The organism is Pantoea sp. WEP, from assembly GCF_041678305.1.
Lineage (GTDB): Bacteria > Pseudomonadota > Gammaproteobacteria > Enterobacterales > Enterobacteriaceae > Pantoea > Pantoea dispersa.
This window is the reverse complement of record NZ_JBGNXB010000001.1, coordinates 1,617,841-1,642,949: the sequence shown is the minus strand read 5'-3', so window position 1 is coordinate 1,642,949 and position 25,109 is coordinate 1,617,841. Positions and strand designations below refer to the sequence as shown.

Annotated in this window: 23 protein-coding genes and 1 other annotated feature; of the genes, 19 read left to right on the top strand and 4 right to left on the bottom strand. The window is 54.5% G+C overall.

The window, feature by feature from the left end:
• Positions 1-55: 55 nt before the first annotated feature.
• On the bottom strand, positions 56-1,222 hold the full coding sequence (gene dacD / locus ABVR31_RS07445) for a serine-type D-Ala-D-Ala carboxypeptidase DacD (protein ID WP_031280074.1): 1,167 nt from the start codon (positions 1,220-1,222) through the stop codon (positions 56-58).
• A 202-nt stretch (positions 1,223-1,424) separates the two neighbouring features.
• On the opposite strand from dacD, the gene sbcB reads away from it, so the two are divergent.
• On the top strand, positions 1,425-2,846 hold the full coding sequence (sbcB, locus tag ABVR31_RS07440) for an exodeoxyribonuclease I (protein ID WP_058757323.1): 1,422 nt from the start codon (positions 1,425-1,427) through the stop codon (positions 2,844-2,846).
• A 206-nt stretch (positions 2,847-3,052) separates the two neighbouring features.
• On the opposite strand, the gene ABVR31_RS07435 is transcribed toward sbcB, so the two are convergent.
• The gene (locus tag ABVR31_RS07435) at positions 3,053-4,411 is read right to left on the bottom strand and encodes an APC family permease (RefSeq protein WP_058757322.1); all 1,359 of its coding nucleotides are present in this window, start codon (positions 4,409-4,411) and stop codon (positions 3,053-3,055) included.
• A gap of 366 nt (positions 4,412-4,777) precedes the next feature.
• Entirely contained in the window at positions 4,778-6,193 is a 1,416-nt protein-coding gene (locus ABVR31_RS07430; RefSeq protein WP_021509364.1) for a glutamine synthetase family protein, read from the bottom strand.
• Between the two features lie 211 nt (positions 6,194-6,404).
• Here ABVR31_RS07430 and puuD point away from each other — a divergent pair, with 211 nt between their 5' ends.
• Genes puuD through ABVR31_RS07415 form a run of 3 tightly spaced genes read left to right on the top strand, consistent with a single transcriptional unit; the run spans position 6,405 to position 9,025 of the window.
• The gene (gene puuD / locus ABVR31_RS07425; RefSeq protein ID WP_372772285.1) at positions 6,405-7,169 is read left to right on the top strand and encodes a gamma-glutamyl-gamma-aminobutyrate hydrolase; all 765 of its coding nucleotides are present in this window, start codon (positions 6,405-6,407) and stop codon (positions 7,167-7,169) included.
• Positions 7,166-7,723, top strand: coding sequence for an HTH-type transcriptional regulator PuuR (gene puuR, locus ABVR31_RS07420; RefSeq protein WP_031280073.1), 558 nt, complete (start codon positions 7,166-7,168; stop codon positions 7,721-7,723). The genes puuD and puuR overlap by 4 nt, the downstream gene beginning before the upstream one ends.
• Positions 7,724-7,744: 21 nt before the next feature.
• On the top strand, positions 7,745-9,025 hold the full coding sequence (locus ABVR31_RS07415; protein WP_372772283.1) for an NAD(P)/FAD-dependent oxidoreductase: 1,281 nt from the start codon (positions 7,745-7,747) through the stop codon (positions 9,023-9,025).
• Positions 9,026-9,278: 253 nt separating this feature from the next.
• Here ABVR31_RS07415 and ABVR31_RS07410 read toward each other — a convergent pair whose 3' ends face one another.
• Positions 9,279-10,106 carry an SDR family oxidoreductase gene (locus tag ABVR31_RS07410; RefSeq protein WP_372772281.1) on the bottom strand — a complete coding sequence of 276 codons (828 nt, stop codon included), beginning with the start codon at positions 10,104-10,106 and terminating at the stop codon, positions 9,279-9,281.
• 181 nt (positions 10,107-10,287) lie between these two features.
• Between ABVR31_RS07410 and hisL the strand changes: the two genes are divergently transcribed.
• The 15 genes from hisL (at position 10,288) to ABVR31_RS07335 (ending at position 25,020) form a co-directional block, all read left to right on the top strand.
• Positions 10,288-10,335, top strand: coding sequence for a his operon leader peptide (hisL, locus tag ABVR31_RS07405; RefSeq protein ID WP_100396937.1), 48 nt, complete (start codon positions 10,288-10,290; stop codon positions 10,333-10,335).
• Positions 10,311-10,432: a sequence feature (His leader region), on the top strand. Its footprint overlaps the gene before it by 25 nt.
• Before the next feature lie 54 nt (positions 10,433-10,486).
• Complete coding sequence (hisG, locus tag ABVR31_RS07400; RefSeq protein WP_031280070.1) at positions 10,487-11,386, top strand: ATP phosphoribosyltransferase; 900 nt, start codon at positions 10,487-10,489, stop codon at positions 11,384-11,386.
• Positions 11,387-11,389: 3 nt separating this feature from the next.
• The gene (hisD, locus tag ABVR31_RS07395; protein WP_058757315.1) at positions 11,390-12,697 is read left to right on the top strand and encodes a histidinol dehydrogenase; all 1,308 of its coding nucleotides are present in this window, start codon (positions 11,390-11,392) and stop codon (positions 12,695-12,697) included.
• Positions 12,694-13,770, top strand: a complete 1,077-nt coding sequence (hisC, locus tag ABVR31_RS07390; protein WP_336698256.1) for a histidinol-phosphate transaminase — start codon at positions 12,694-12,696, stop codon at positions 13,768-13,770. Before hisD ends, hisC begins: the two co-directional genes overlap by 4 nt.
• Positions 13,767-14,834, top strand: a complete 1,068-nt coding sequence (hisB, locus tag ABVR31_RS07385) for a bifunctional histidinol-phosphatase/imidazoleglycerol-phosphate dehydratase HisB (protein ID WP_372772279.1) — start codon at positions 13,767-13,769, stop codon at positions 14,832-14,834. Before hisC ends, hisB begins: the two co-directional genes overlap by 4 nt.
• Positions 14,834-15,424, top strand: coding sequence for an imidazole glycerol phosphate synthase subunit HisH (hisH, locus tag ABVR31_RS07380; RefSeq protein WP_010617671.1), 591 nt, complete (start codon positions 14,834-14,836; stop codon positions 15,422-15,424). Before hisB ends, hisH begins: the two co-directional genes overlap by 1 nt.
• On the top strand, positions 15,424-16,161 hold the full coding sequence (gene hisA / locus ABVR31_RS07375) for a 1-(5-phosphoribosyl)-5-[(5-phosphoribosylamino)methylideneamino]imidazole-4-carboxamide isomerase (protein ID WP_372772276.1): 738 nt from the start codon (positions 15,424-15,426) through the stop codon (positions 16,159-16,161). Before hisH ends, hisA begins: the two co-directional genes overlap by 1 nt.
• The gene (gene hisF / locus ABVR31_RS07370) at positions 16,143-16,919 is read left to right on the top strand and encodes an imidazole glycerol phosphate synthase subunit HisF (RefSeq protein ID WP_021509351.1); all 777 of its coding nucleotides are present in this window, start codon (positions 16,143-16,145) and stop codon (positions 16,917-16,919) included. Before hisA ends, hisF begins: the two co-directional genes overlap by 19 nt.
• Complete coding sequence (hisIE, locus tag ABVR31_RS07365) at positions 16,913-17,524, top strand: bifunctional phosphoribosyl-AMP cyclohydrolase/phosphoribosyl-ATP diphosphatase HisIE (RefSeq protein ID WP_021509350.1); 612 nt, start codon at positions 16,913-16,915, stop codon at positions 17,522-17,524. The genes hisF and hisIE overlap by 7 nt, the downstream gene beginning before the upstream one ends.
• A gap of 105 nt (positions 17,525-17,629) precedes the next feature.
• Entirely contained in the window at positions 17,630-18,106 is a 477-nt protein-coding gene (locus ABVR31_RS07360; RefSeq protein ID WP_072209928.1) for a YbaK/prolyl-tRNA synthetase associated domain-containing protein, read from the top strand.
• A gap of 66 nt (positions 18,107-18,172) precedes the next feature.
• Positions 18,173-18,970, top strand: coding sequence for an ABC transporter substrate-binding protein (locus ABVR31_RS07355; RefSeq protein ID WP_150058648.1), 798 nt, complete (start codon positions 18,173-18,175; stop codon positions 18,968-18,970).
• A 112-nt stretch (positions 18,971-19,082) separates the two neighbouring features.
• Positions 19,083-20,198 carry a succinylglutamate desuccinylase/aspartoacylase family protein gene (locus ABVR31_RS07350; protein ID WP_372772273.1) on the top strand — a complete coding sequence of 372 codons (1,116 nt, stop codon included), beginning with the start codon at positions 19,083-19,085 and terminating at the stop codon, positions 20,196-20,198.
• 193 nt (positions 20,199-20,391) lie between these two features.
• Positions 20,392-21,354, top strand: a complete 963-nt coding sequence (locus tag ABVR31_RS07345; RefSeq protein WP_058782017.1) for a glycosyltransferase family 2 protein — start codon at positions 20,392-20,394, stop codon at positions 21,352-21,354.
• Positions 21,351-22,229: a hypothetical protein gene (locus ABVR31_RS07340; RefSeq protein WP_372772271.1), complete on the top strand. Its 879-nt coding sequence runs from the start codon at positions 21,351-21,353 to the stop codon at positions 22,227-22,229. Before ABVR31_RS07345 ends, ABVR31_RS07340 begins: the two co-directional genes overlap by 4 nt.
• A complete protein-coding gene (locus tag ABVR31_RS07335) occupies positions 22,222-25,020 on the top strand; it encodes a hypothetical protein (protein WP_372772269.1) in 2,799 nt (932 codons plus the stop codon). The genes ABVR31_RS07340 and ABVR31_RS07335 overlap by 8 nt, the downstream gene beginning before the upstream one ends.
• Positions 25,021-25,109: the final 89 nt, after the last annotated feature.

Sequence of the window (25,109 nt, the reverse complement as noted above, 5' to 3'; positions counted from 1 at the left end):
TGTTTTCTCAGTGCACACAAGGATGTAACGCAGCGGTTGCTTATTGCCCGACGGCTTACAGTTTCTGTTTCACGTAATCGCTGATGCGCGTGATGATGCCTGCTTCATCGACCGACTGCAGCGCGTACAGCGGATAGCTGGCCAGCTGCTTGTCTTTATCCAGCACCTGAATTTCGCCCACCTGCTCGCCGGCTTTCAGTGGCGCTTCGAGGTCTTTACGATTGATCACGTACTTCGCCATTACGTTCGACACTTCGCTGCGCGGCAGTGACAGGTAGATATCTTCGGTGGTACCGACGTCCACTTTGTGCGGGTTGCCGTACCAGACGTTTTCGCTGCCGATCTTTTTCCCGGCGTGGAACAGCTGCACGGTGTCGAAGTTGTTCTGTCCCCACACCAGCAGTTTACGCGCCTGCTCTTCACGTCCCTTTGAACTTTTCCCGCCCATGATCACCGCAATCAGACGATGGCGACCGACAATGTTCGAGGCGACGATATTGAACCCGGCGCTCTCGGTGTGGCCGGTTTTCATGCCGTCGACGTGCAGATTCTGATCCCACAGCAGGCCGTTACGGTTGTTCTGGGTAATGCCGTTGAAGCTGAGGGTTTTCTCGCTGTACATGGCGTAGAAATCCTGCTCACCGTTGATGATGGCGCGCGACAGCACCGCCAGATCGCGCGCGGTGGTGTGCTGCCCCGGCGCATCGAGACCGTGCACGGTTTCGAAGTGGGTGTGCGTCAGGCCGAGTTTCTGCACGTAGCTGTTCATCATGTTGACGAAGCTCTCCTGGCTGCCGGCCACATAGTCGGCCAGCGCCACGCAGGCGTCGTTGCCGGAATCGATGATCACGCCGCGCATCAGGTCGCGCACGGTGACTTTATCGCCCGGCTTAAGAAACATCAGCGACGAGCCTTTAAACACCGGATTGCCGGCGGCCCACGCGTCTTTACCCACCGTGACCACATCGTCGCGGGTGATTTTCTTCTGATCGACCGCGCGGTCGACGACATAACCAGTCATCAGTTTGGTCAGGCTGGCCGGGTTGCGCTCCGCGTCCGGGTTGCCCGCGGTGAGGATCTGCCCGGTGGTGGCGTCCATCAGCACCCAGGACGCGGCATCAATGGCCGGCGGCGTCAGGGGAAACGGCATGCTGTCATCCGCGTGCGCCAGCGATGCCCAAACAATCATTCCAGATACAGTTACCAACAGACGCCTTTTCAACACTTCTTCCTCAACATCAAATAAATGAATTTACCGCCGCACGTTTTACGGCAAATAGCGCTTTGATATCTGAATAAATTGAAAAAAAGTATGAACCGCGGACAAATGCTGCGCGCCCGCTCGCAGCGATGGCGATCGAGGTTGTGCTGTACCGGGCTGACGACTATTCTGTGCGTTGATTTTCCATAGCCAGGATAACGCCGTGCCCGCCTCTGAGTTCACTTTTCTGTTCCACGATTATGAAACCTTCGGCAAAAGCCCGTCGCTGGATCGTCCGGCGCAATTTGCAGGCCTGCGCACCGACAAAGCCTTTAACGCCGTGGGCGAACCGCAGGTATTTTACTGCCAGCTCGCGGACGATTACCTGCCGCAGCCAGAAGCGGTAATGATCACCGGTATCACGCCGCAGGTGGCCAACGCGCGCGGCGTGCCGGAAGTGGAGTTTGCTCAGCGCATTCACGCGCTGTTCAGCGAACCGCAGACCTGTGTGATCGGTTACAACAACGTGCGCTTCGATGACGAAGTGACGCGCAATATCTTCTACCGCAACTTTATCGACCCGTATGGCTGGAGCTGGCAGAACGGCAATTCGCGCTGGGATCTGCTCGACGTGATGCGCGCCTGTTATGCGCTGCGCCCGGAAGGCATCGTCTGGCCGGAGAACGACGACGGTTTCCCGAGCTTTAAGCTGGAGCATCTCACCCAGGCTAACGGCGTGGCACACGAACAGGCGCACGATGCCATGTCCGATGTGTACGCCACGCTGGCGATGGCAAAGCTGGTGCAGGAGAAGCAGCCGAAGCTGTTTGAGTTTCTGTTTACCCATCGCAACAAGCAGAAACTGATGACGCTGATTGATATTCCGCAGATGAAGCCGCTGGTGCACGTTTCCGGCATGTTCGGCGCAGCGCGCGGTAATACCAGCTGGATTGTGCCGCTGGCATGGCATCCGGATAACAAAAACGCGCTGATCGTGGCCGATCTGGCCGGCGACATGACGCCGCTGCTGACACTGTCGCCGGATGAGTTGCGCGAGCGGCTGTATACGCGACACAGCGATCTGGGCGATTTGCCGGCGGTGCCGATCAAGCTGGTGCACATCAATAAGTGCCCGGTTCTGGCCCCGGCCAATACATTGCGCCCGGAAGATGCCGAACGACTGGGTATCGATCGTCAGCACTGTCTGGCGAATCTGGCCCTGCTGCGCCAGCATGCCGAAGTGCGGGAAAATGTGGTGACGCTGTTTGCCGAAGCGGAGCCGTTCACGCCGTCGGAGGATGTTGATGCGCAGCTGTATGACGGCTTCTTCAGCGACGCCGATCGCGCCGGCATGAACATCCTGCGTCAGACGCCGCCGCAGAACCTGCCGGCGCTCGATTTGACCTTTGAGGATAAGCGTATCGCGAAGCTGCTGTTCCGCTATCGCGCCCGCAACTTCCCTGGCACGCTGGATGATAAAGAGCAGCAGCGCTGGCTGCAGCACCGCCGCGAGCAGCTTAATGCGGAGCGGGTGCAGGCGTTTTTGCTGGAGCTGGAGTCGCTGGCCAGTTTACATGAGGGCGATGCAGAGAAGATGGCGCAGCTGAAAGCGCTGTATTTGTATGCGCAGGAGCTGGTTTCGTAGCAGGGTTTCGTGCGGGCTGATGCCCTCACCCCGGCCCTCTCCCAGGGGAGAGGGAGAGGTATAGTGCGGGCTGATGCCCTCACCCCGGTGCTCTCCTGCGGGGAGAGGAGTAGTGCGTTTTGGTGCAGCTACCAGGCTGATACCTGACACACGCTCGGGCGGTTCCCTCTCCCGCGGGCGGGAGAGGGTTAGGGTGAGGGAAAGCCTTACACCTCTTCGCTAAACTGCGGTACCGGATTGCGGAACGTGCGGGTCACAAACGCCAGGTAAACAATACCAATCGCCGCCCACACCAGGCCGAGCACCATCGAGGTCTCTTCCAGGTTGATCCACAGCGCACCCACCGTCAGCGCACCCATGATGGGCAGCACCAGATAGTTGAGGTGGTCTTTCAGCGTCTTATTACGCTTCTCACGAATCCAGAACTGGGCAATCACCGACAGGTTCACAAAGGTGAACGCCACCAGCGCACCGAAGTTAATCAGCGCCGTTGCGGTGACCAGGTCGAAGTTGATCGCCAGCAGCGCTACCGCACCAACCAGCAGCACGTTCAGCGACGGCGTGCGGAATTTCGGATGCACGAAGCCAAAGAAACGCTGCGGGAACACACCGTCACGGCCCATCACGTACATCAGACGCGAAACGCCGGCGTGTGCCGCCATGCCGCTGGCCAGCACCGTCACCACCGAGAAAATCAGAATGCCGATCTGCAGCGCTTTACCCGCCACGAACAGCATGATTTCCGGCTGTGAAGAGTCCGGATTCTGGAAACGCGAGATATCCGGGAAGTACAGCTGCAGGAAGTACGAGACGCCAATAAAGATCACCCCACCAATCAGCGCGGTCAGGAAAATCGCGCGTGGAATGGTGCGCTCGGCATCTTTGGTCTCTTCCGACAGCGAACTGATACCGTCAAAGCCAAGGAACGAGAAGCACAGAATGGTCGCACCGGTAATCATCGGCACCACCTGCGCATTTTCAGACCAGAACGGCTTCGTACTGGTCAGCGTACCGGCGCCAATACCGTGTGCCACACCATACACCACCATACCGGTGATCACCGCCATCACCACTACCTGCAGCACCACAATGACGCTGTTGAAGTTGGCCACGGTTTTGATCCCACGCAGGTTGGAGATGGTCATAAACGCCACCAGCAGCACCACGAAAATCCACGACGGAATGCCCGGCACCAGCGACTCAAAGTAGCTTTTCGCCAGCAGGATGTTGATCATCGGCATGAACAGATAGTCCAGCAGTGATGACCAGCCCACCATAAAGCCGACGTGCGGACTGATAGCCTTCTGAGCATAGGTGTAAGCGGAGCCCGCAGATGGGAAGCGGCGTACCAGCTTGCCGTAGCTCACGGCAGTAAACAGTATCGCGATCAGCGCGAAAGCATAAGCGGTGGCGACGTGACCGTCGGTGAGGCCTGACACGATGCCGAAGGTATCAAACAGGGTCATTGGCTGCATATACGCCAGGCCCATCATGACGACCGGGATCAGAGTCAGAGATTTTTTCAGATGTGCACGCTGTGGTGCGGCAGAGGTATTAAGCGACATTGTTCAGGCCCCCTACAGCAACAACTGAGTTCAGTTGTACCACAGGGATACTGCGCAATGTGCTGCAGTGAGAAGTGATATTAGTGTTTGCGATTGTCGCCGCGCCATAATCATCACGGAAGCGAGAACCAGCCTGCGCTGGTGCAATTGTAAACAGTCCCATCTTTGTTCCTCAAATCTCACGCACAAGCGTGTTTCAGTGTCTATCTATCCGGATGCGTGTCCGGCCTCGTTCATGTAGTGAAAGCACCATGCAAAAAAATAACCGACGTAATAAGCGTCGGTTATGTTTTGTCTTTTGCAGGGCGCGTATTTTGCCCCAACTTAGGCCATCGACACAAGATGTTGGATCAATTCTTCTGTCGGTCAGGCGTTCTTTAACATCCAGTCAATTTCCGTGGCGGTGATCAGCCGTTCAAACTCGCGCAGCTCATACTGTTTGCAGCTGTGCCACACGCCGCTGAAACGCTCGCCGAGCAGCTTTTGCAGCGGATAGCTGTTTTCAAACTCGTACAGCGCATCGCTCTGGCGAATCGGCAGTTCCAGCCCTTCCGCCTCGTGGCCATTGCCCTTCACCGGATGCGGTAAGGGTAGCTGATTATCCAGACCGTGCAAGATACCGGCAATAATTGCTGACACCACCAGATACGGATTGGCATCGGCACCCGCCACACGGTACTCGACGCGATGGTTTTCTACATCGCCGCAAGGAATGCGCAGCGCCACCGTGCGATTATTGTGTCCCCATGACGCCTGCAGCGGCACAAACGCCTCCGGCAGGAAGCGACGAAACGCGTTGACGTTGGGTGCCAGCAGCGCCATTGATGCCGGCATCAGATCGATCATGCCAGCCAGCGCCCGCTTCAGCAGCGGCGAATCGCTGCCATCATCCAGCGCAAAGGCGTTGTGGTCGGCGGCATCCAGCATACTGATGTGTACGTGCATGCCGCTGCCCGCATACTCCTCATACGGCTTGGCCATAAACGTGGCGGTCATGCCGTGGTTTTCTGCCACCTGACGCACCAGCCGCTTCAGCAGAATGGCGTCGTCGCAGGCTTTGAGGATATCGCGCGTATGGTGCAGGTTGATTTCGAACTGGCCCGGCGAGGCTTCCGCCAGCGCGCCGTCGGCGGGGATATTCTGCAGTTTCGCCAGCGCGTCGATGTCGCGCAGTACGTCGGCGAAATGGTCGAGATTATCCAGCGAATACACCTGACTCTGCATGTTGCGCTCTTCGCTACCCGGCGCACACGGCGGCTGAATATAGCCTTCGGCATCGCGCTTTTTGTCCACCAGATAGAACTCCAGCTCTACCGCTACCACCGGAAACAGACCGCGATTGCGCAGCTGTTGCCACAGCCGGTTCAGCACGTTTCGGGGTTCAACGTCAAAGGGAGTGCCATCTTGGTCGCACATGGTCAGCAGCAGCTGGGCGATGCGTTGCGGGTCAGAGGCGGAAGGAATTAAGGTCCCGGGGACCGGTATGCAGAGGTTATCAGGTTCGCCGAGCGCCTGTCCGAGGCCGGCTTCCTCGACGGTGTTGCCGAGAATGTCCATGGCGAAAACCGAGGCCGGAAAATAACACCCTTTTTCCAGCTTGGCTAACGCGGAGACGGGAATGCGTTTACCGCGAAATACCCCGTTGAGATCGTTTAACAGAATATCGACATACTGCGTTTCCGGATGGCGTTCCAGCCAGGTTTTCACCTCCAGCTGGAACGCGCTGGTTCGTTTTTCTTCACTGTGTCGCGTGAAGTCTTCTACTTCCACGAGGTTCGTCATCTTCCCACCCGCCCTATACCGTTTAAGATGGTTTGCACATGCTCAAAATAACAGCCACACCTCTAACATAGCTCTAACGCAAATGGTGTGCAAATGTAACAATTCTGTTTGAAGAACAACCAGACGGTTGCTAGATTGACAATATATTGCACACTTTTTCTACTTAGCGCGCAAAACCGGCGAAAATATTGAACAGCAGCGTGGTGACGTAATGGGCATTATTTTTGACAAGACTTTGATTGGCGTAGTGATGTGCCAGAACCCCATCGGCAACCACGTTGGGCAGACCGTGCATAACAAATACCTCGACGCCGTGGTGCTCGCCGGTGGCGTGCCGCTGCCTTTACCGCATCAGCTGATGCACGCGCCGCAGCTATTAGAAAACAGTATGACGCTGCTGGACGGCATTTTGCTCACCGGCAGTCCAAGCAATATTGAACCCTGGCATTACGGTGAAGAGGGTCATGAGGCGCATGCCGATCCATCGCGTGACCGCTTATCCTTTGCGCTTATCACCCACGCCAGCGGGAAAAAAATGCCGATGCTGGGCATCTGCCGCGGTTTGCAGGAGCTGGTGGTCGCCAACGGCGGCGCGCTGCATCGCCAACTGCGTCAGACGCACCTGTTTCAGGAGCACCGCGAAGATGACAGCCAGCCGCTGGAGCAGCAGTACGCGCCGGCGCATCTGGTGCAGCCCGAACCCGACGGCCTGCTGAGCCAGCTGCTGGGCAGCGCTGCCGCGTTCGCGGTCAATTCGCTGCACAGCCAGGGCATCCGCGAGCCTGGCCCGCAGTTACGCATTGAAGCCCGCGCACCGGATGGCCTGATCGAAGCCGTCAGCCTGCGCCAGCATCCGTTTGCGCTGGCGGTGCAATGGCATCCGGAGTGGCAATCCGCTCGCGATCCGGTCTCGCGCCGTTTATTCGAGGCCTTTATCCACGCCGCAGCACGTTATCACAAGGAAAAGCAGCCATGAATGATGCCACTCTGGCGCCCGGACGACGCTTATCGCAAATCCGGCAGGAGTTGGGATTGTCTCAGCGTCGCGTCGCTGAGTTGTCAGGTTTAACACACAGCGCCATCAGTACCATTGAGCAGGATAAAGTCAGCCCGGCAGTCAGCACGTTACAAAAGCTACTCAAAGTGTATGGGCTGTCGCTGTCGGAGTTTTTCTCGGAGCCGAAAGTGAATGCCACGCCGCGCATCATCGTACGGCCGGATGATTGCGTTGAGATCGGCAGCCTCGGTGTTTCTTTACAGCTGATTGATAACGGTGCAGCGAAGCGCGCGCTGGCGATGCTGCTGGAGCGCTACGAGCCGGGGGCCAGTACCGGTGAAAAGCTGCGCCATCCGGGGGAAGAGACCGGCACGGTGCTGGAGGGGGAAATCACCCTGGTGGTGAACGGTCAGAGTTATCACCTTAACCGCGGCGAAAGCTACGTGATTGACACCGGTTTGCCGCACAGTTTTACCAATACGTCAGATCAGCCGTGTCGCATTGTCAGCGCGCATACGCCCGCCAATTTCTGAGTTCACGCGCTACAGGAGGTTATGATGCACCACGTGCAAAGTTATTACGCTGCGACCGCCAATGCGCACGCGCCGTGGCCGCAGCTGCATGAGAGCATTCAGTGTGACGTCTGCATCATCGGCGGTGGGTTTACCGGGCTCTCTTCCGCGTTGTTTCTCACCGAAGCCGGTTACGATGTGGTGGTGCTGGAAGCGGCCCGCGTCGGCTTCGGCGCCAGCGGCCGCAACGGCGGCCAGGTGGTGAATTCTTACAGCCGCGATGTCGATGTGATTGAGCAGCGCTACGGCAAACAGACTGCGCAGATGCTGGGCAGCATGATGTTCGAAGGGGCGGAGATTATCCGAGACCGCATCGATCGTTACGCCATCGCCTGCGACTATCGTCCCGGCGGCATTTTCGCAGCCCTCAATCAGCGCCAGATGGGGCATCTGCGCAGCCAGCAGGCCAGCTGGGCGCGTTACGGCAACAGCGATCTGGAGCTGCTGGACGAGCGCGGTATCCGCCGTGAAGTGGCCACCGACCGTTACGTCGGCGGCCTGCTGGACCGGCGCGGCGGCCATCTGCACCCGCTCAATCTGGCGTTGGGTGAAGCCGAAGCGATTCGCCGGCACGGCGGCCGTATATATGAGCAGTCGGCGGCGCTGGCAGTGACCTACGGCGCACCCAATCGGGTCAAAACCGCGCAGGGTGAAGTCAGTGCCACCTTTGTGATTTTTGCCGGCAACGCCTATCTGCCTTCGCAACTGGAACCACGGCTGGGGCGCAAAAGCATGCCGTGCGGCTCGCAGATCGTCACCACCGAGCCGCTGAGCCGCGATCAGGCGCTGGGGCTGATGCCAAATAACCACTGTGTGGAAGATTGTAACTATCTGCTGGATTACTTCCGCCTGACCGCCGACAACCGCCTGCTGTACGGCGGCGGCGTGGTGTATGGGGCGCGCGAACCGGAAGACATCGAGGCGTTGATCCGGCCCAAGCTGCTGCGTACCTTTCCGCAGTTGCGCGACGTGAAGATCAGCCATCGCTGGAGCGGTAACTTCCTGCTCACGCTGTCGCGCATGCCGCAGTTTGGTCAGCTGGAGAAGAATGTGTTCTTTATGCAGGGCGATAGCGGACATGGCGTGACCTGTACGCACCTCTCCGGCAAGCTGATTGCCGAAGTGCTGCGCGGCCATGCAGAGCGGTTTGATGCTTTTGCGAAGCTGCCGCACCTGCCGTTTCCCGGCGGAAGACGCTTTAAGGTGCCACTGACGGCGATCGGCGCGGCCTGGTATGCGTTAAGGGATCGGCTGGGGGTTTAGGTGGGTGCGGTTTGCTGCCCTCACCCCGGCCCTCTCCCATGGGGAGAGGGAGAAGGATGGTGCGTTCATCTGCAGGGAGAGGGAGAAGGACGGTGCGTTCATCTGTATGGAGAAGGAGAATGGCCGTGAGATCATCTGTATGAGGGTGATGCTGCCGTTTGTCAAAGTGACGAAACCAGCGAAATAAACGCTGGGGCGGTTCCCTCTCACGCGGGCGGGAGAGGGTTAGGGTGAGGGCAACCCCGCACCGCCCCTACTCCAGCGGCATCTTCATCGGGTCATCGTAGCTGTACTCAAACCCCAGCTCGTGACAAATCTTCGAACCGTCAATCACCTTGCCGCTGGCGCGCACCGGCTCGGCAACAAACGTCGGTGGCACCAGGCCTAACTGCTTCGACACGCTCGGGTAAAAGCTGTCGCGTGACGGGTGTTTCGGAGCGCACAGGTTGTAAACGTGCCCGCCTTTTGGCGTTTGCAGCAGCAGCACAATCGCGTCGACCACATCATCAAGATGCACCAGGTTCACCGCGTGCGCGCCGTTTTCCAGGTTGGTTTTACCGGCGAGGAAACGCCCCGGATGACGATTCGGGCCGACCAGTCCGGCGAGACGCACGATATCCACGCTGGTGCCCGGCAGGTCATGCAGCCAGTTTTCCAGCTCCACCAGCGTTTTGCCCGCTACCGTCTCCGGCTGCAGCGCACTGCTCTCTTTTCTCACGCCGTCGCCGCTGCCGTACACCGAGGTAGAGCTGGTAAAGATGATGCGCGGCACTCTATTCGCCAGCGCGGTGTCGACCACGCTCTGCACCGCCTGCATGTAATCTTCGCCGCCCTGCACGGTGCGGCTGGCAGGCAGCGTCACCACCAGCGCATCCACCGCCATCAGTGCGGCCAAATCATCTGCTTCACACTCCAGCTCCGGTGACAGCACCAGCTGAAACGCATCAATACCACAGCGGCGCGCCGCATCGACGCCATCCGGTGAGGTTTTGCTGCCGGTCACCTGCCAGCCGCGCGCTGACAGCGCCATCGCCAGCGGCATTCCCAGCCATCCCAGACCTACAATCGCCACCTTTTTCATATCGACTCCTGCTCTCCCGCGCTAAGACACCCCATCTTAGTGCCAGCGCGCCAGCCAGACCAGCGCAAACTGTTGCCGAAGGTTGCGAAAACTGACGTTAAAAAAAGGGTTGCCAAGCGCCGCCATCTTCGTTAGGTTAATTAGCACGCAAATGAATACTCATTCAGCAACGGAATTTTTTATGACACGCGTTCAGTTCAACCACCATCATCACCATCACCCTGACTAGTCTTTCAGGCGATGTGTGCTGGAAGACGTTTAGGATCTTCCAGTGGTGCGAGCGCAAAGAGAGCCCCCGGAAGATCATCTTCCGGGGGTTTTTTTATGGGCGAACGCAACCCAAGACGCTTCAGACAGGATTGAATAAGAGGACAGGAACCATGTTAGATAACACCCGTTTACGCATAGCTATGCAGAAATCCGGCCGTTTGAGTGATGAATCACGCGAATTGCTGGCACGCTGCGGTATTAAAATTAACCTTCAGCAGCAGCGTCTGATTGCGTTTGCGGAGAACATGCCGATCGACATCCTGCGCGTGCGCGATGACGATATCCCTGGCCTGGTGATGGATGGCGTAGTCGACCTCGGTATCGTTGGCGAAAACGTGCTGGAAGAGGAGCTGCTGACGCGCCGCGCGCAAGGCGAAGACCCGCGTTACTTTACGCTGCGCCGCCTCGATTTCGGCGGTTGCCGCCTGTCACTGGCAATGCCAGTCGATGCCGAGTACACCGGTCCGCAATGCCTGAATAATGCCCGTATCGCCACCTCTTACCCGCACCTGCTGAAGAAATACCTTGATAAACAAGGCATCGCGTTTAAATCCTGCCTGCTGAACGGCTCTGTTGAAGTGGCACCGCGCGCCGGTCTGGCCGATGCCATTTGCGACCTGGTGTCCACCGGCGCCACGCTGGAAGCTAACGGCCTGCGTGAAGTTGAAGTGATCTACCGCTCTAAAGCGGTGCTGATTCAGCGCGATGGCGAACTGCCAGCGGCGAAACAGCAGCTGGTGGACACGCTGATGACGCGTATTCAGGGCGTGATTAAAGCGCGTGAATCCAAATACATCATGCTGCACGCGCCGAGCGAGCGGCTGGAAGAAGTCATCGCCCTGCTGCCGGGTGCCGAGCGCCCTACCGTGCTGCCGCTGGCCGGTGAAGTGAGCCGCGTGGCGATGCACATGGTGAGCAGCGAAACGCTGTTCTGGGAAACCATGGAAAAACTGAAGGCGCTGGGCGCCAGTTCGATCCTCGTGCTGCCAATTGAAAAAATGCTGGAGTAACCGATGAGCGCAATCATGCAACCTATCGACTGGCAGGCGTGCAGTGCCGAACAGCAGCAGGCACTGCTGCAGCGTCCGGCAATCTCGGCATCGGCCAGCATCAGCGCCACCGTGCAGGACGTGCTGGTGCAGGTGAAACAGCAGGGCGACGCGGCACTGCGGGCGTTTAGCGCGCGCTTCGACAAAGCCCAGGTGGAGAATCTGCGCGTGTCCGCCGCTGAGATGCAGGCGGCCGGCGAGCGGCTGAGCGACAATTTAAAGCAGGCGATGGCAGACGCCATGGCGAATATCGAAACCTTCCACAACGCGCAGATTCTGCCGCCGGTGGACGTGGAAACCCAGCCGGGCGTGCGCTGCCAGCAGATCACCCGTCCGGTGAAGTCGGTCGGCCTGTATATTCCTGGCGGCTCGGCGCCGCTGTTCTCTACCGTGCTGATGCTGGCAACGCCGGCGCGCATTGCCGGCTGCGGCCGTGTGGTACTGTGCTCGCCGCCGCCGATTGCCGATGAAATTCTCTACGCGGCGCAGCTGTGCGGCGTGCAGGAAGTGTTTCAGGTCGGCGGCGCGCAGGCGATTGCCGCACTCGCCTTCGGCACAGAAAGCGTGCCGAAAGTGGACAAGATTTTTGGCCCGGGCAACGCGTACGTGACCGAAGCAAAACGCCAGGTCAGCCAGCGTCTCGACGGCGCAGCGATCGACATGCCTGCCGGTCCGTCTGAAGTGCTGGTGATTGCCGACGAAGGCGCGACGCCGGCGTTTGTCGCCTCAGATTTGCTGTCGCAGGCCGAACACGGTCCGGATTCCCAGGTAATCCTGCTGACGCCTTCACTGCAGCTGGCAGAAGGCGTGGCGCTGGCGGTTGAACAACAGCTGGCGCAGCTGCCGCGTGCCGCCACGGCCCGTCAGGCGCTGGAGAGCAGCCGCCTGATTGTGGCGCAGGATCTGGCGCAGTGCGTGGAAATCTCCAATCAGTACGGCCCGGAGCACCTGATTATTCAGACGCGCCAGCCGCGCGCGCTGGTTGAGGAGATCACCAGCGCCGGTTCGGTGTTCCTCGGCGACTGGTCGCCGGAATCCGCCGGTGATTATGCCTCCGGCACTAACCACGTGCTGCCGACCTATGGCTACACCGCGACCTGCTCCAGCCTTGGGCTGGCCGATTTCCAGAAACGCATGACGGTACAGGAGCTGACGCCGCAGGGCTTCCTCAACCTCGCCGCCACCATTGAAACCCTCGCCGCCGCGGAACAGCTGGACGCGCACAAAAATGCCGTGACCCTGCGCGTCGCCGCCCTGAAGGAGCAAGCATGAGCAACAACGTTGAAGATTTAGCCCGCGCCAACGTGCGCGCGCTGACGCCCTATCAGTCTGCTCGTCGCCTCGGTGGCAACGGTGATGTATGGCTGAATGCGAACGAATTTCCGCTGCCGGTGCCGTTTGAGCTGTCGCAGCAGACGCTGAACCGCTATCCGGAGTGCCAGCCCAAATTAGTCATTTCGCGCTACGCCGCCTATGCCGGCGTCCAGCCGGAGCAGGTGCTGGTGAGCCGCGGGGCGGATGAAGGGATTGAGCTGCTGATGCGCGCCTTCTGCGAACCGGGCAAGGACGCCATTCTGTTCTGCCCGCCGACCTACGGCATGTACAGCGTCAGCGCCGAAACCATCGGTATTGAGTACCGCACCGTGCCGGCACTGGATAACTGGCAGCTCAATCTGCCCGCCATTGCGGACCAGCTGGACGGCGTGAAAGTGGTGTACATGTGCAGCCCGAACAACCCGACCGGCAATCTGATTGATCAGGATGACATCCGCCAGCTGCTGGCGATGACCGCCGGCAAAGCGCTGGTGGTGGCCGACGAAGCCTATATTGAGTTCTGCCCGCAAGCAACGCTGGCCGGCTGGCTGCAGGAGTTCCCGCATCTGGTGATTCTGCGCACGTTGTCGAAAGCCTTTGCGCTGGCTGGCCTGCGCTGCGGCTTTACGCTGGCCAACAAGCCGGTGATCGATCTGTTGCTGAAGGTGATTGCACCTTACCCGCTGGCGACGCCGGTGGCCGACGTGGCGGCGCAGGCGCTGAGCGAGCAAGGCATCGTGCTGATGCGTCAGCACGCGCAGCAGCTTAACGACAACCGCGCCTGGCTGTGCGAACAGCTGCCGCAGCTGAGCGTAGTGCAGCAGGTCTTCCCGAGCGAAACCAACTATATTCTGGCGCGCTTCACCGACTCGCCAAAAGTGTTTAAAACGCTGTGGGATCAGGGCATTATTCTGCGCGACCAAAACAAAAACCCTGGCCTGGCGGGATGTCTGCGCATCTCCATTGGCACCCGTGAAGAGTGCGAGCGCCTGATCGCCGCGCTGCAAGCCTTATCTGTGGAGCAAGCATGAGTCAGAAGATCCTTTTTATCGACCGCGATGGCACCCTCATCTCTGAGCCGCCGACGGATTTTCAGGTGGACCGTATGGAGAAGCTGGCGTTTGAGAAGAGCGCCATCCCGGCCCTGCTGGCGCTGCAGGAGGCGGGTTATCAGCTGGTGATGATCACCAACCAGGACGGCCTGGGCACTGAGCGCTTCCCACAGGCCGATTTTGACGGCCCGCACAACCTGATGATGCAGATCCTGCGCTCACAGGGCGTGAACTTCAGCGACATCCTGATCTGCCCGCATCTGCCGGAAGAGAACTGCGACTGCCGCAAGCCAAAGACCAAAATGGTCGAAGCCTGGCTGGCCGACGGCGCGCTGGATACCGCCAACAGCTATGTGATTGGCGACCGTCTGACCGACATCCAGCTGGCGCAGAACATGGGCATTCAGGGCCTGCGCTACGGTGCGGAAGGCGAAGACTGGGACGCGATTCAGGCGCGCCTGACCAAACGCGACCGTCACGCGCTGGTGAACCGCAACACCAAAGAGACGCAGATTAAAGTGGAAGTGTGGCTGGATCGCGAAGGCGGCAGCAAAATTAACACCGGCGTCGGCTTCTTTGATCACATGCTGGATCAGATCGCCGTGCACGGCGGCTTCCGCATGAACATCGAGGTGAAAGGCGACCTGTATATCGACGATCACCACACGGTAGAAGACACCGGCCTGGCGCTGGGCGAAGCGCTGCTGAAGGCGCTGGGCGACAAGCGCGGCATCGGCCGCTTCGGCTTCGTGCTGCCAATGGATGAGTGCCTGGCGCGCTGCGCGCTGGATATCTCCGGCCGTCCGCACCTCGAATACAAAGCCGAGTTCAGCTATCAGCGCGTTGGCGACCTGAGCACCGAAATGGTCGAGCACTTCTTCCGCTCGCTGTCGTACGCCATGATGAGCACGCTGCACCTGAAAACCAAAGGCCGCAATGATCATCACCGCGTGGAAAGCCTGTTCAAAGCCTTTGGCCGCACGCTGCGTCAGGCGATTCGCGTTGAGGGCAACACCCTGCCGAGCTCGAAAGGAGTGCTGTAATGAACGTGGTGATTCTTGATACCGGCTGCGCCAACCTCTCTTCGGTTAAGTGGGCGATTGAGCGTCTTGGCTACACGCCCGCGGTGAGCCGCGATCCGGACGTGGTACTACGCGCCGACAAACTGTTTCTGCCCGGCGTCGGTACTGCGCGGGCGGCGATGGACCAGCTGCAGGAGCGCGAGCTGATCGAGCTGGTGAAAGCCTGCACCCAGCCGGTGCTCGGCATCTGTCTCGGCATGCAGCTGCTCGGACGCGGCAGCGATGAGAACGGCGGCGTCAGCACGCTCGGCATCGTTGATGAGCCGGTATCGCTGATGGATACCCAGGGTTTACCGCTGCCGCATATGGGCTGGAACCAGATCACCGCGCAGGCCGGCAATCACCTGTTCCGCAACATTCCGGACGGCAGCTACTTCTACTTTGTGCACAGCTACGCCATGCCGGTGAATGCCGCCACTATCGCCCAGTGCGACTATGGCCTGCCGTTTACCGCCGCCCTGCAGAAAGATAACTTCTTCGGCGTGCAGTTCCACCCGGAGCGCTCGGGTAAAGCCGGCGCGCAGCTGCTGAAAAACTTCCTGGAGATGTGATGATTATCCCCGCATTAGATTTGATCGACGGCAAAGTGGTGCGCCTGCATCAGGGCGACTACGGCCAGCAACGCGATTACGGCAACGATCCCCTGCCGCGCCTGCAGGATTATGAACGCCAGGGCGCGGAAGTGTTACATCTGGTGGACTTGACCGGGGCGAAAGATCCGGCAAAGCGCCAGATCCCGCTGCTGACCACGCTTTTATGCGGCGTCAGCGTGCCGGTACAGGTTGGCGGCGGTATTCGTCATCGTGACGATGTGGCCGCCCTGCTGGCAGCCGGCGCCACGCGCGTGGTGGTTGGCTCCACCGCAGTCAAGCAGCCGGAAGCAGTGAAAAGCTGGTTCAGCGAATTCGGTGCCGACGCCATTGTGCTGGCGCTTGACGTGCGCATTGACGCCAGCAATCGCAAAGAAGTGGCGATCAGCGGCTGGCAGGAAGCGGCAGGCGTGACGCTGGAAGAGGTGATTGGCTGGTATCAGCCGGTGGGCCTGAAACATGTGCTGTGCACCGATATTTCGCGCGACGGCACGCTGAGCGGCTCTAACGTGGCGCTGTATCAGGAAGTATCCCAGGCGTTTCCGGACATCGCGTTCCAGTCTTCCGGCGGCATCGGTTTACTGGACGATATCGCGGCTCTGCGCGGCAGCGGTGCACAGGGGGTGATTGTCGGTCGCGCCCTGCTGGAAGATAAATTTACGGTAGCGGAGGCAATTGCATGCTGGCAAAACGGATAATCCCCTGTCTGGACGTGCGTGACGGGCAAGTAGTGAAAGGCGTGCAGTTCCGCAACCACGAAATCATTGGCGACATCGTCCCGCTGGCGCAGCGCTATGCCCAGGAAGGCGCTGACGAACTAGTGTTTTACGATATCACCGCCTCTTCCGACGGCCGCGTGGTGGATAAAAGCTGGGTATCGCGCGTGGCGGAAGTGATCGATATTCCGTTCTGCGTCGCCGGGGGCATTAAAACCCCGGAAGATGCGGCGCGCATTCTGCAGTTTGGCGCAGATAAGATCTCCATCAACTCGCCCGCGCTGGCCGATCCGACGCTGATTACCCGGCTGGCGGACCGCTTCGGCGTGCAGTGTATCGTAGTGGGCATTGATACCTGGTTTGATGAAGCCAGCGGCAAGTATCACGTCAATCAGTATACCGGCGACGAAGCGCGCACCCGCGTTACCCAGTGGGAAACGCTGGACTGGGTAGAGGAAGTGCAGAAGCTGGGCGCTGGCGAGATCGTACTGAATATGATGAACCAGGACGGCGTGCGTAACGGCTACGACCTGGTGCAGCTGAAGAAGGTGCGTGACGTGTGTAAGGTGCCGCTGATCGCCTCCGGCGGCGCAGGAACCATGGCGCACTTCCTCGAAGCATTCGAGCAGGCAAACGTCGACGGCGCGCTGGCGGCTTCGGTGTTTCACAAACAAATTATCAATATCGGCGAGTTGAAAAACTTCCTGATCGACAACGGTGTGGAGATTCGCGCGTGTTAACTGCAGAACAACTGGCCAGACTGGACTGGGCCAAAACCGCGGGCATGATGCCCGTCATCGTCCAGCACAACGTCTCCGGCGAAGTGCTGATGCACGGTTATATGAACGAGGACGCGCTGCACAAGACGCTGGCCGACGGCAACGTCACCTTCTTCTCCCGCACCAAAAACCGTTTATGGACCAAAGGCGAAACGTCGGGCCACTTCCTCAAAGTGGTCAGCATCACGCCGGATTGCGATAACGACACGCTGCTGGTGCTGGCCAATCCGATTGGCCCCACCTGCCATCTCGGTACCTCAAGCTGCTTTTCGCCTGCCGCACCGGACTGGACTTTCCTGTATCAGCTGGAGCAGCTGCTGGCCTCGCGTAAAAGCGCCGATCCGGCCAGCTCCTATACGGCGAAGCTGTACGCCAGCGGCACCAAGCGCATTGCACAGAAGGTGGGAGAAGAAGGTGTTGAGACCGCGCTGGCCGCTACCGTCAATGACCGCCACGAACTGACTAACGAAGCCTCCGACCTGCTGTACCATCTGCTGGTGCTGCTGCAGGATCAGGAGCTGGACCTCAGCACCATCATCAACAACCTGCGCGCACGCCATAAGTAACGCTTGTGCGCCATGCTGCTCAAAACGGGCTTTCTGGCTCGATTTTGAGCAGCATACTTCGCAAAAGAGTGCGATCAATTGCGCTTCATCAGAATGGAAACCTCCATGACCACGCATGAAAAACTGCTCGCCCTGCTCGATCAGCACAACGCCCGTTACCGACTCATGGAGCATGAAGCGACCGGTAAATGTGAAGCCGTGGCCGCGATTCGTGGCACGGAAGTGGGACAAGGCGCCAAAGCGCTGGTGTGTCACGTCAAGGGCAACGGCATCAAACAGCATGTGCTGGCGGTGCTACCGGCCGACCAGCAGGCCGACCTGAGTAAAGTGGCAGCCGCCGTGGGTGGCCGTCGCGCATCGCTGGCCTCGCCGGCTGAAGTGGATGCGCTGACCGGCTGCGTGTTTGGCGCGATTCCACCGTTTAGCTTTCATGCGGATTTACAGCTGGTGGTGGACCCGCTGCTGTTCGAGCGCTACGACGAAATTGCCTTTAACGCCGGGCTGCTGGAGAAGTCGGTGGTACTGCAGGTGGAGGATTACCGCGCACTGCATAATGGTAACGTGATGAAAATAATACTCTAATTGCCATACACCACGCTGAGCGGTACTCTCGATGACTTATCATCACGACAAAAGAAGACCGCAACTATGGCAAGTTCCCGTTTTACCGCCCGTCTGCGCCAGACGCTGGCACTGGCTGTGCTGGCAGGCTGCGCGTTCGGCGCTCAGGCAAAAATCGATCAGGTGCGTTTCGCCGTTGATCCTACCTATCCCCCTTTTGAATCCAAAACGCCGCAGGGCAAGCTGGTCGGGTTTGACATCGACCTCGGCAATGCGCTGTGCACGCAGATGCAGGCCAAATGCGTGTGGGTCGAGAGCCAGTTCGACGGCATGATCCCGGCGCTGAAGGCGCGTAAGTTTGACGCCATTCTGTCGGATATGGGTATCACCGAAGAGCGTCTGAAGCAGATCGACTTCACCGTGCCGCTGTATGACACCCACACCCAGCTGATTGCGCGTAAAGGCTCCGGCCTGCTGCCCACTGCGGAATCGCTGAAAGGCAAAACCGTGGGCGTGGAACAGGGCACCGTGCAGGAGCGCTACGCGCTGGCAAAATGGCAGCCGCACGGCGTGAACGTGGTGCCATATGGCGATCAGGCACAGGTCGAGAGCGACCTGATTTCCGGACGCCTTGACGTGGTGTTCACCGATGCCGCACAGGCCGCAAACGGCTTCCTGAAACATCCGCAGGGCAAAGATTTCGAGCTGGCTGGCCCGATTGTGCAGGATCCGATTATCGGCCCTGGCACCGCCATCGGCCTGCGCAAAGGCGACACCGAATTAAAAACCGCGCTGGACAACGCCTTCGCTGAGATCAAAAAGAACGGTACCTTTGATACCTTGCAGAAGAAGTATTTTGCGACGGATATCTCTATTAAGCCGTGATCGATGGGGCGGCGCATTTGCCGCCCTTTTTCCAGCAGAACTATAATTCCCTTCATCAATTTCATGCGGCGCGGCCACGAGCGTGCCCCAGACATAGGACATCGACTGCGTTATGCAACAACAACATCATCCTTTGTTAAGCGCGACGCTGGGCACCCAGCGGGAAATTGTCAGCTTCCACTTCGGCACCGACTCACAGCAGCGGGTGTATATTCAGGCGGCGCTGCATGGCGATGAGCTGCCGGGCATGGCGGTGGCGTGGTATCTCAAGCAGAAGCTGCTGGCGCTGGAGTCGGCGGGCAAGCTAAAAGCCAAAGTCACTTTGGTGCCGGTCGCGAATCCACTCGCACTGGGTCAGCACTGGCATGGCACTCACCTCGGACGTTTTCATACTCTTTCTGGTCAGGATTTTAACCGTCGCTTTCCGGCGCTGGGCAATACGCTGGCGGCAGAACTGGCGGGATCGCTGACACAGAGTGAATATGAAAACAAACGACTGATTCGCGACGCCATCGATCGTCACTACCGCGACCGCATCGCCAAAACCGAACTGGAGGCCCAGCGCTTCACCCTGATGCGCATGGCCAGCCAGGCAGACCTGATGATTGACCTGCACTGCGACTGGGATGCCTTGCCGCATCTTTACACCACACCGCACGCCTGGCCGGAAATTGAGCCACTGGCGCGCTGGCTTGGCAGTGAAGTGCAGCTACTGGCGCAGATCTCCGGCGGAGAGCCGTTTGATGAGGCCTGCTGCGAACCCTGGCTGACGCTGGCTGAGCGTTTTGGCAAAGACTACCCGATGCCGCGTGGCCTGCTGCCGGTGACGCTGGAACTGCGCGGCGTAGCCGATGTGTCGCCGGAACAGGCGGAGAAAGATGCGGATGCGATTATCAATGCGCTGATTGAAGGGGGATATATTGCCGGAGAAACCGGAGACTCCCCTGCCCTGATCCACGCGCCAACGCAACTGGCGGGCTGTGAGTACATCCACGCGCCACACTCCGGACTGCTGCTGAACCGCAGAAAATTAGGCGAGTGGGTTAAAGCGGGCGAAGTGGTGGCGGAGATTGTCGACCCGATCAATGACTACGTAACACCGCTGGTGGCTGAGTTTGGCGGCGTGCTGTATGCACGAAACCTGACCAAGTTTGTCACGGCCGGGATGCTGGTGGTGAGGCTGGCGGGGGAAAATGCGGGGAGGCGTGGGGATTTGTTAGTAGTATGAAAGTTAATTGCCTTCACCAAAACCATAACACGTTGAAACAATCACCATTGACATCAATATTAAAGGTATTTCTAAAGGATTTTAAAAAAAGAGAAATCTCACTGTCAACTCCTAAATCTGCATATAAAAGAAGGTTGACACACATTGCATATCAGCATTATAAAGAGCGTTTTGCTAAACATTGGACATTCCATTGAAACTCATAATTCAAATACCTTGCTATAATGAAGCCGAAACTCTTGCGTTAGCATTAGCTGAGTTGCCAAGAGAAGTTCAGGGATTCGAAAAAACAGAATGGTTGATTATCGACGATGGGAGTAAAGATAAGACCGTAGAAGTTGCAAAGGCATGTGGCGTGGATCATATAATTCAACATACTCATAATCAAGGCCTTGCTAAGGCTTTCATGACCGGGCTTGACGCATGTCTTAAAGCAGGTGCAGATGTAATTATAAATACCGATGCAGATAACCAGTATAATGCGGCAGATATACCTAATTTGGTCAAACCAATACTTTCTGGCAATGCTGAATTCGTTATTGGTGAACGCCCTATACAAGCTATTGAACATTTTTCACCTATTAAGAAATTTTTACAAAAGCTGGGAAGTTCTGTTGTTCGCATGGCTAGTAAAACTAACATACCTGACGCGCCAAGCGGATTTCGTGCGATAACACGCAATGTAGCTCAACGTTTAGTAGTATTTAGTGCCTATACCTATACTTTGGAAACCATAATTCAAGCAGGGCAGCAAAACATAGCGATAATCTCTGTACCGGTAGGTGTGAACGAGGATCTACGCCCATCAAGGTTAGTAAAAAGCATAACCTCTTATGTGAAAAGGAGCATTGCTACAATTTTCAGGATTTTTATAATATATCGTCCATTCCGATTTTTCGGCATTATGGGGACCATATTGTTTAGCACAGGTTTCATTATCGGTGCAAGGTTTCTATATTTCTACTTTACTGGAAACGGTAGTGGTCATATTCAATCGTTAATACTTGCTGCCGTCCTGCTAGGCATGGGTTTTCAAACAATACTTATTGCCTTTATAGCGGACCTCTTAGCAGCGAATAGAAAATTACTGGAAGACATTCGATACAAAACAAATATCCAATTCTATAATACTAAAGATGAAGATAGCGATAAATGATATCTTTTATCAAAAGACACCTTAATAAAATAGGAAGCTTGTTAGCACTATGCGGACTTTTATTTTTAGGAATAAAACTTCATAATTATAGTCTAAATCTAACTTTTGGTCAGATACCACTCGAAAAATGGTTTTTGTTTGCTTTGCTGACGCTAACATATGGAGTTCTTTGCTTACTCAATGCATTTTCATGGAAATACAATCTTGGATACTGTAAAGTAACAATAACAACGCTCGATAGCATTTCAATTTACGGCGTATCACAACTTGCTAAATACTTACCCGGAAATGTATTCCAGTTTGCTGGTCGCCAGGCAATTGGCATGGCTAATAACATAGATGCAAAGGCTTTAGTCAAATCTACTTTTTGGGAATTAGTAATACTCTGTCTAGGTGGGGCTATTCTTTCTACGTTAATGATTACGATTAAAGCGCCATTTTTAAATCCTATGTTATCTATTGGCGCATCAATAATTATTATTGGACTATATCTGACATTGTTGAAATACTTCACCAATAGAGAAATGGTTAAGTCTGCAATTATAAATTTAACATTCACATTTTTATCAGGATTATCTTTTTTACTTCTCCTCAAAGTTCTTAATTTCTCAACGGGAAATTTACATAATCATGAGATCATTGGGGCATATATTTTAGCATGGCTAATTGGTTTGATTACTCCGGGGGCTCCAGCAGGAGTTGGAATAAGAGAAGTAATCCTACTTTACCTTTTTAAAAATTCCATAAATGATCAAGATTTGCTATTGACCATATTACTGGGGAGAATGATGACAGTTTCAGGAGACTTTATCTTCTATCTTATAGCGTTAACTTGCGGATTTTTAAAAAGAGGTAGGGCACTAAATAATGTTTAAATACAAAAAAAAATTTAGCTATTTCACTTATTCAATTCTCATTTTTATTTGCATAACTTTCTATTATGGCGCCATTCCTTTTCTATCAATTCCCACTTTAGGCCAAGCAGTTTGGACAAGTGGCTTTGCTAAATCGCTATCCCACAATGCATCCATATTCGATTTCTTCGCTCGCGATATAGGTTATCCACACCCTGCGGCGATTGCTTTTGGTTTAAGTGGGGCTTGGATACAGTCGCTATTAATTCGCATTGGTGTCGGGACATCTGACGCATATGCTATGATGAATATCTTCTGGTTAGCTATAGCATATGTAGGGTGCATCAAATTGGCGCATAATTTTAATGTTCCAAAATTTACCCGACCATTACTTGTTGCAGTGTGGTTTTCAATGCCGATAATTACCCAACATCTCGGCTATAGTATGTTAGCGCTTGGAATTGCACTATTACCTACTTATATCTACGCAGTGATGCGTCTGAACGAAGCCGAATTAAAAATTTCAAAAAAATTAATTAGCTCGTTGGCTTTCTACCTACTGTTAGCAATCATTTCTGTGTTTATGGATGGCTATACATTTGTAATGTTCGCATGCGCTTCTAGTTTGATAATATTAATTTCTTTAGTAAAATTCAGATCTGAATGGCAGTTGTATGCATTAAAAATGTTTCTACATTTATGCTGTTTTTTAACAGCATACTTACTTTACGTAAGCTTCATAGGTAAAAGCAACTTTACACCTTCAAGCGAAGATTATTTCAGAAGTTGGGGCCTAGATCTTAGTTTTATATTAATACCTACGACGGGGAAAAACTGGATTCTAGACTTAGTAGGTTACTCAACGGGGCGCTCAGAAAAGTTATTTTTTGGTGATTCATCCGTTTGGATTACTACCTTCAGCTTACCATTGATACTTACCGGAGTGTATTCATTTTTTAAAATTAAATCAGAAAATAAATATGCTCCACCTCTCATATTAATTACATTTCTTTCATTGTACATGGCAATGGGTCCTTCAATTAAATTTGATAGCACCCGAATTAACAGCCGCGATGAGCTAGCTGTAGCCAGCACTGAAATGCCTGAATCGAGTGCTATTATGGCTACAGGTAATTCAATTTTAAGTAAATTACCTGGATTTAATGCTATGAGAGCAACATATCGCTGGCTTGCATTAAGCTTGGCTTGTATCTGGGTTGTTTTTGTCATTTACGCTGGTAATAACCAAAAAAATGAAAAGTTAATTTTTTTCTTATGTTTAACTTTGATTGCATTAAACCTTCCAAATCTTGATGATAATTTCAGCGCAAAAAAGTCGTATAAAGCAATGGTAGATAACCTTGATAACGAGTTTATTTCAAAAATTATCGATAAGACTTCTGATGGCGAAAGAGTTGTCTTCCTGCCTATTGGGAATGATTTCCTGATTAATTATGTAGCACCAATGGCAAACATTAAATCTTTTAATATTGGTGGAGATAAAAACCTTGAAGAAGCTAAGCACCATTGGCCATTGGAAATTAGAAATTTCAACGCCCTGTCTGATAAAGGTCGTGTAAACTCCATAGAAAACATGCTACTTAAAGGGGAAGTTGATGCTGTTATTATTCCTTATGTTGATATGTTATGGAGTGCACACGTCTGGCCATGTAAAGCGATGCCACATGATAACAACAACTCTAATGACAGTAATAACTTAAATATTGATGATTATCCTACAGACTCTCAGTGCCCTAATTATTACCGACGTTTCTACTCACCTTTAATTAAATTAGCAACAGAGCGTACTAAACTTTCTGTTTCAGGTGATGATTTATTTACAATAATTAGAGTTAGCAATTTCTATCGAGATGACTCAGTAAGAAAACAATATTTATCAAACCATATCAATAAGTATGAATACCCATTAGCTTTAAATCATGACCATCCAGAAGTAACTTTCTTAATGGATGGAATATGGCATAATCTTGAGAGTGATCAGGTATGGACCGGCAAGAAATTCGGCTTAACTTTACCGGTACCAGATAAATGTAATCGTGAAAGCTGTGAAGTAGCATTGAGTATGAAAGCTTTCTCAGCATCTGAAAACAATCCATATGTATTGGAAATTAATACTCAAACAGCGAAAGGATTATTAACTAAGACTGTGACAATAGTAGACAAAGAGATTAATGAAATTTTGATCCCTTTATCAGCTAAAAATACTCAACATATTGCCTTCGATGTACCCCAAGCTACATCACCTCATAAATTAGGTGTAAGTGGTGATGATCGCACATTAGGTATGGCTGTAAGTAAAGTAAGTCTCGTGGATGATGAGTCACGTCGAAGCGACATAAATAAAATTGAAAAGTCTCTCGCACCATTAACCTATCCTATTCAAGTAACATCCAATAACCCTGATATAAACGCTATTTTATCTGGCAAATGGCATAATTTAGAAAATGATCATGTATGGTCAGGAAAGAATTTTTCATTACTGTTACCAGAAATAAAAAACTGTACCAAGCAAGTATGTAACCTTATCATTACATACAGTATGTTCAATGCAAGCACTGAAAAACCAGCTAATTTAACTATGCGTTATACTGATTGGTCAGGTAAAATTATAACAAGAAACATCACTGTGAGAGACTCTGGGATTCAAAAATTACTGATATCCCCCATGAACGCTAAGTTCATTAAAATAGATTTCCATGCTACCTCAGCCAAATCGCCATCGGAAATTGGTCTAAGCAATGATTCAAGAATCTTAGGTATGGCATTGAAAGAAATAAATACGTCCAACTAAGTTTAAGGGGTTTGGTATGAAATGAATGCTTTCCGGTTAAGTAAAGCATTCATTTAATGCAGGAAAGCAACAAGTAAAATTAAGATTTT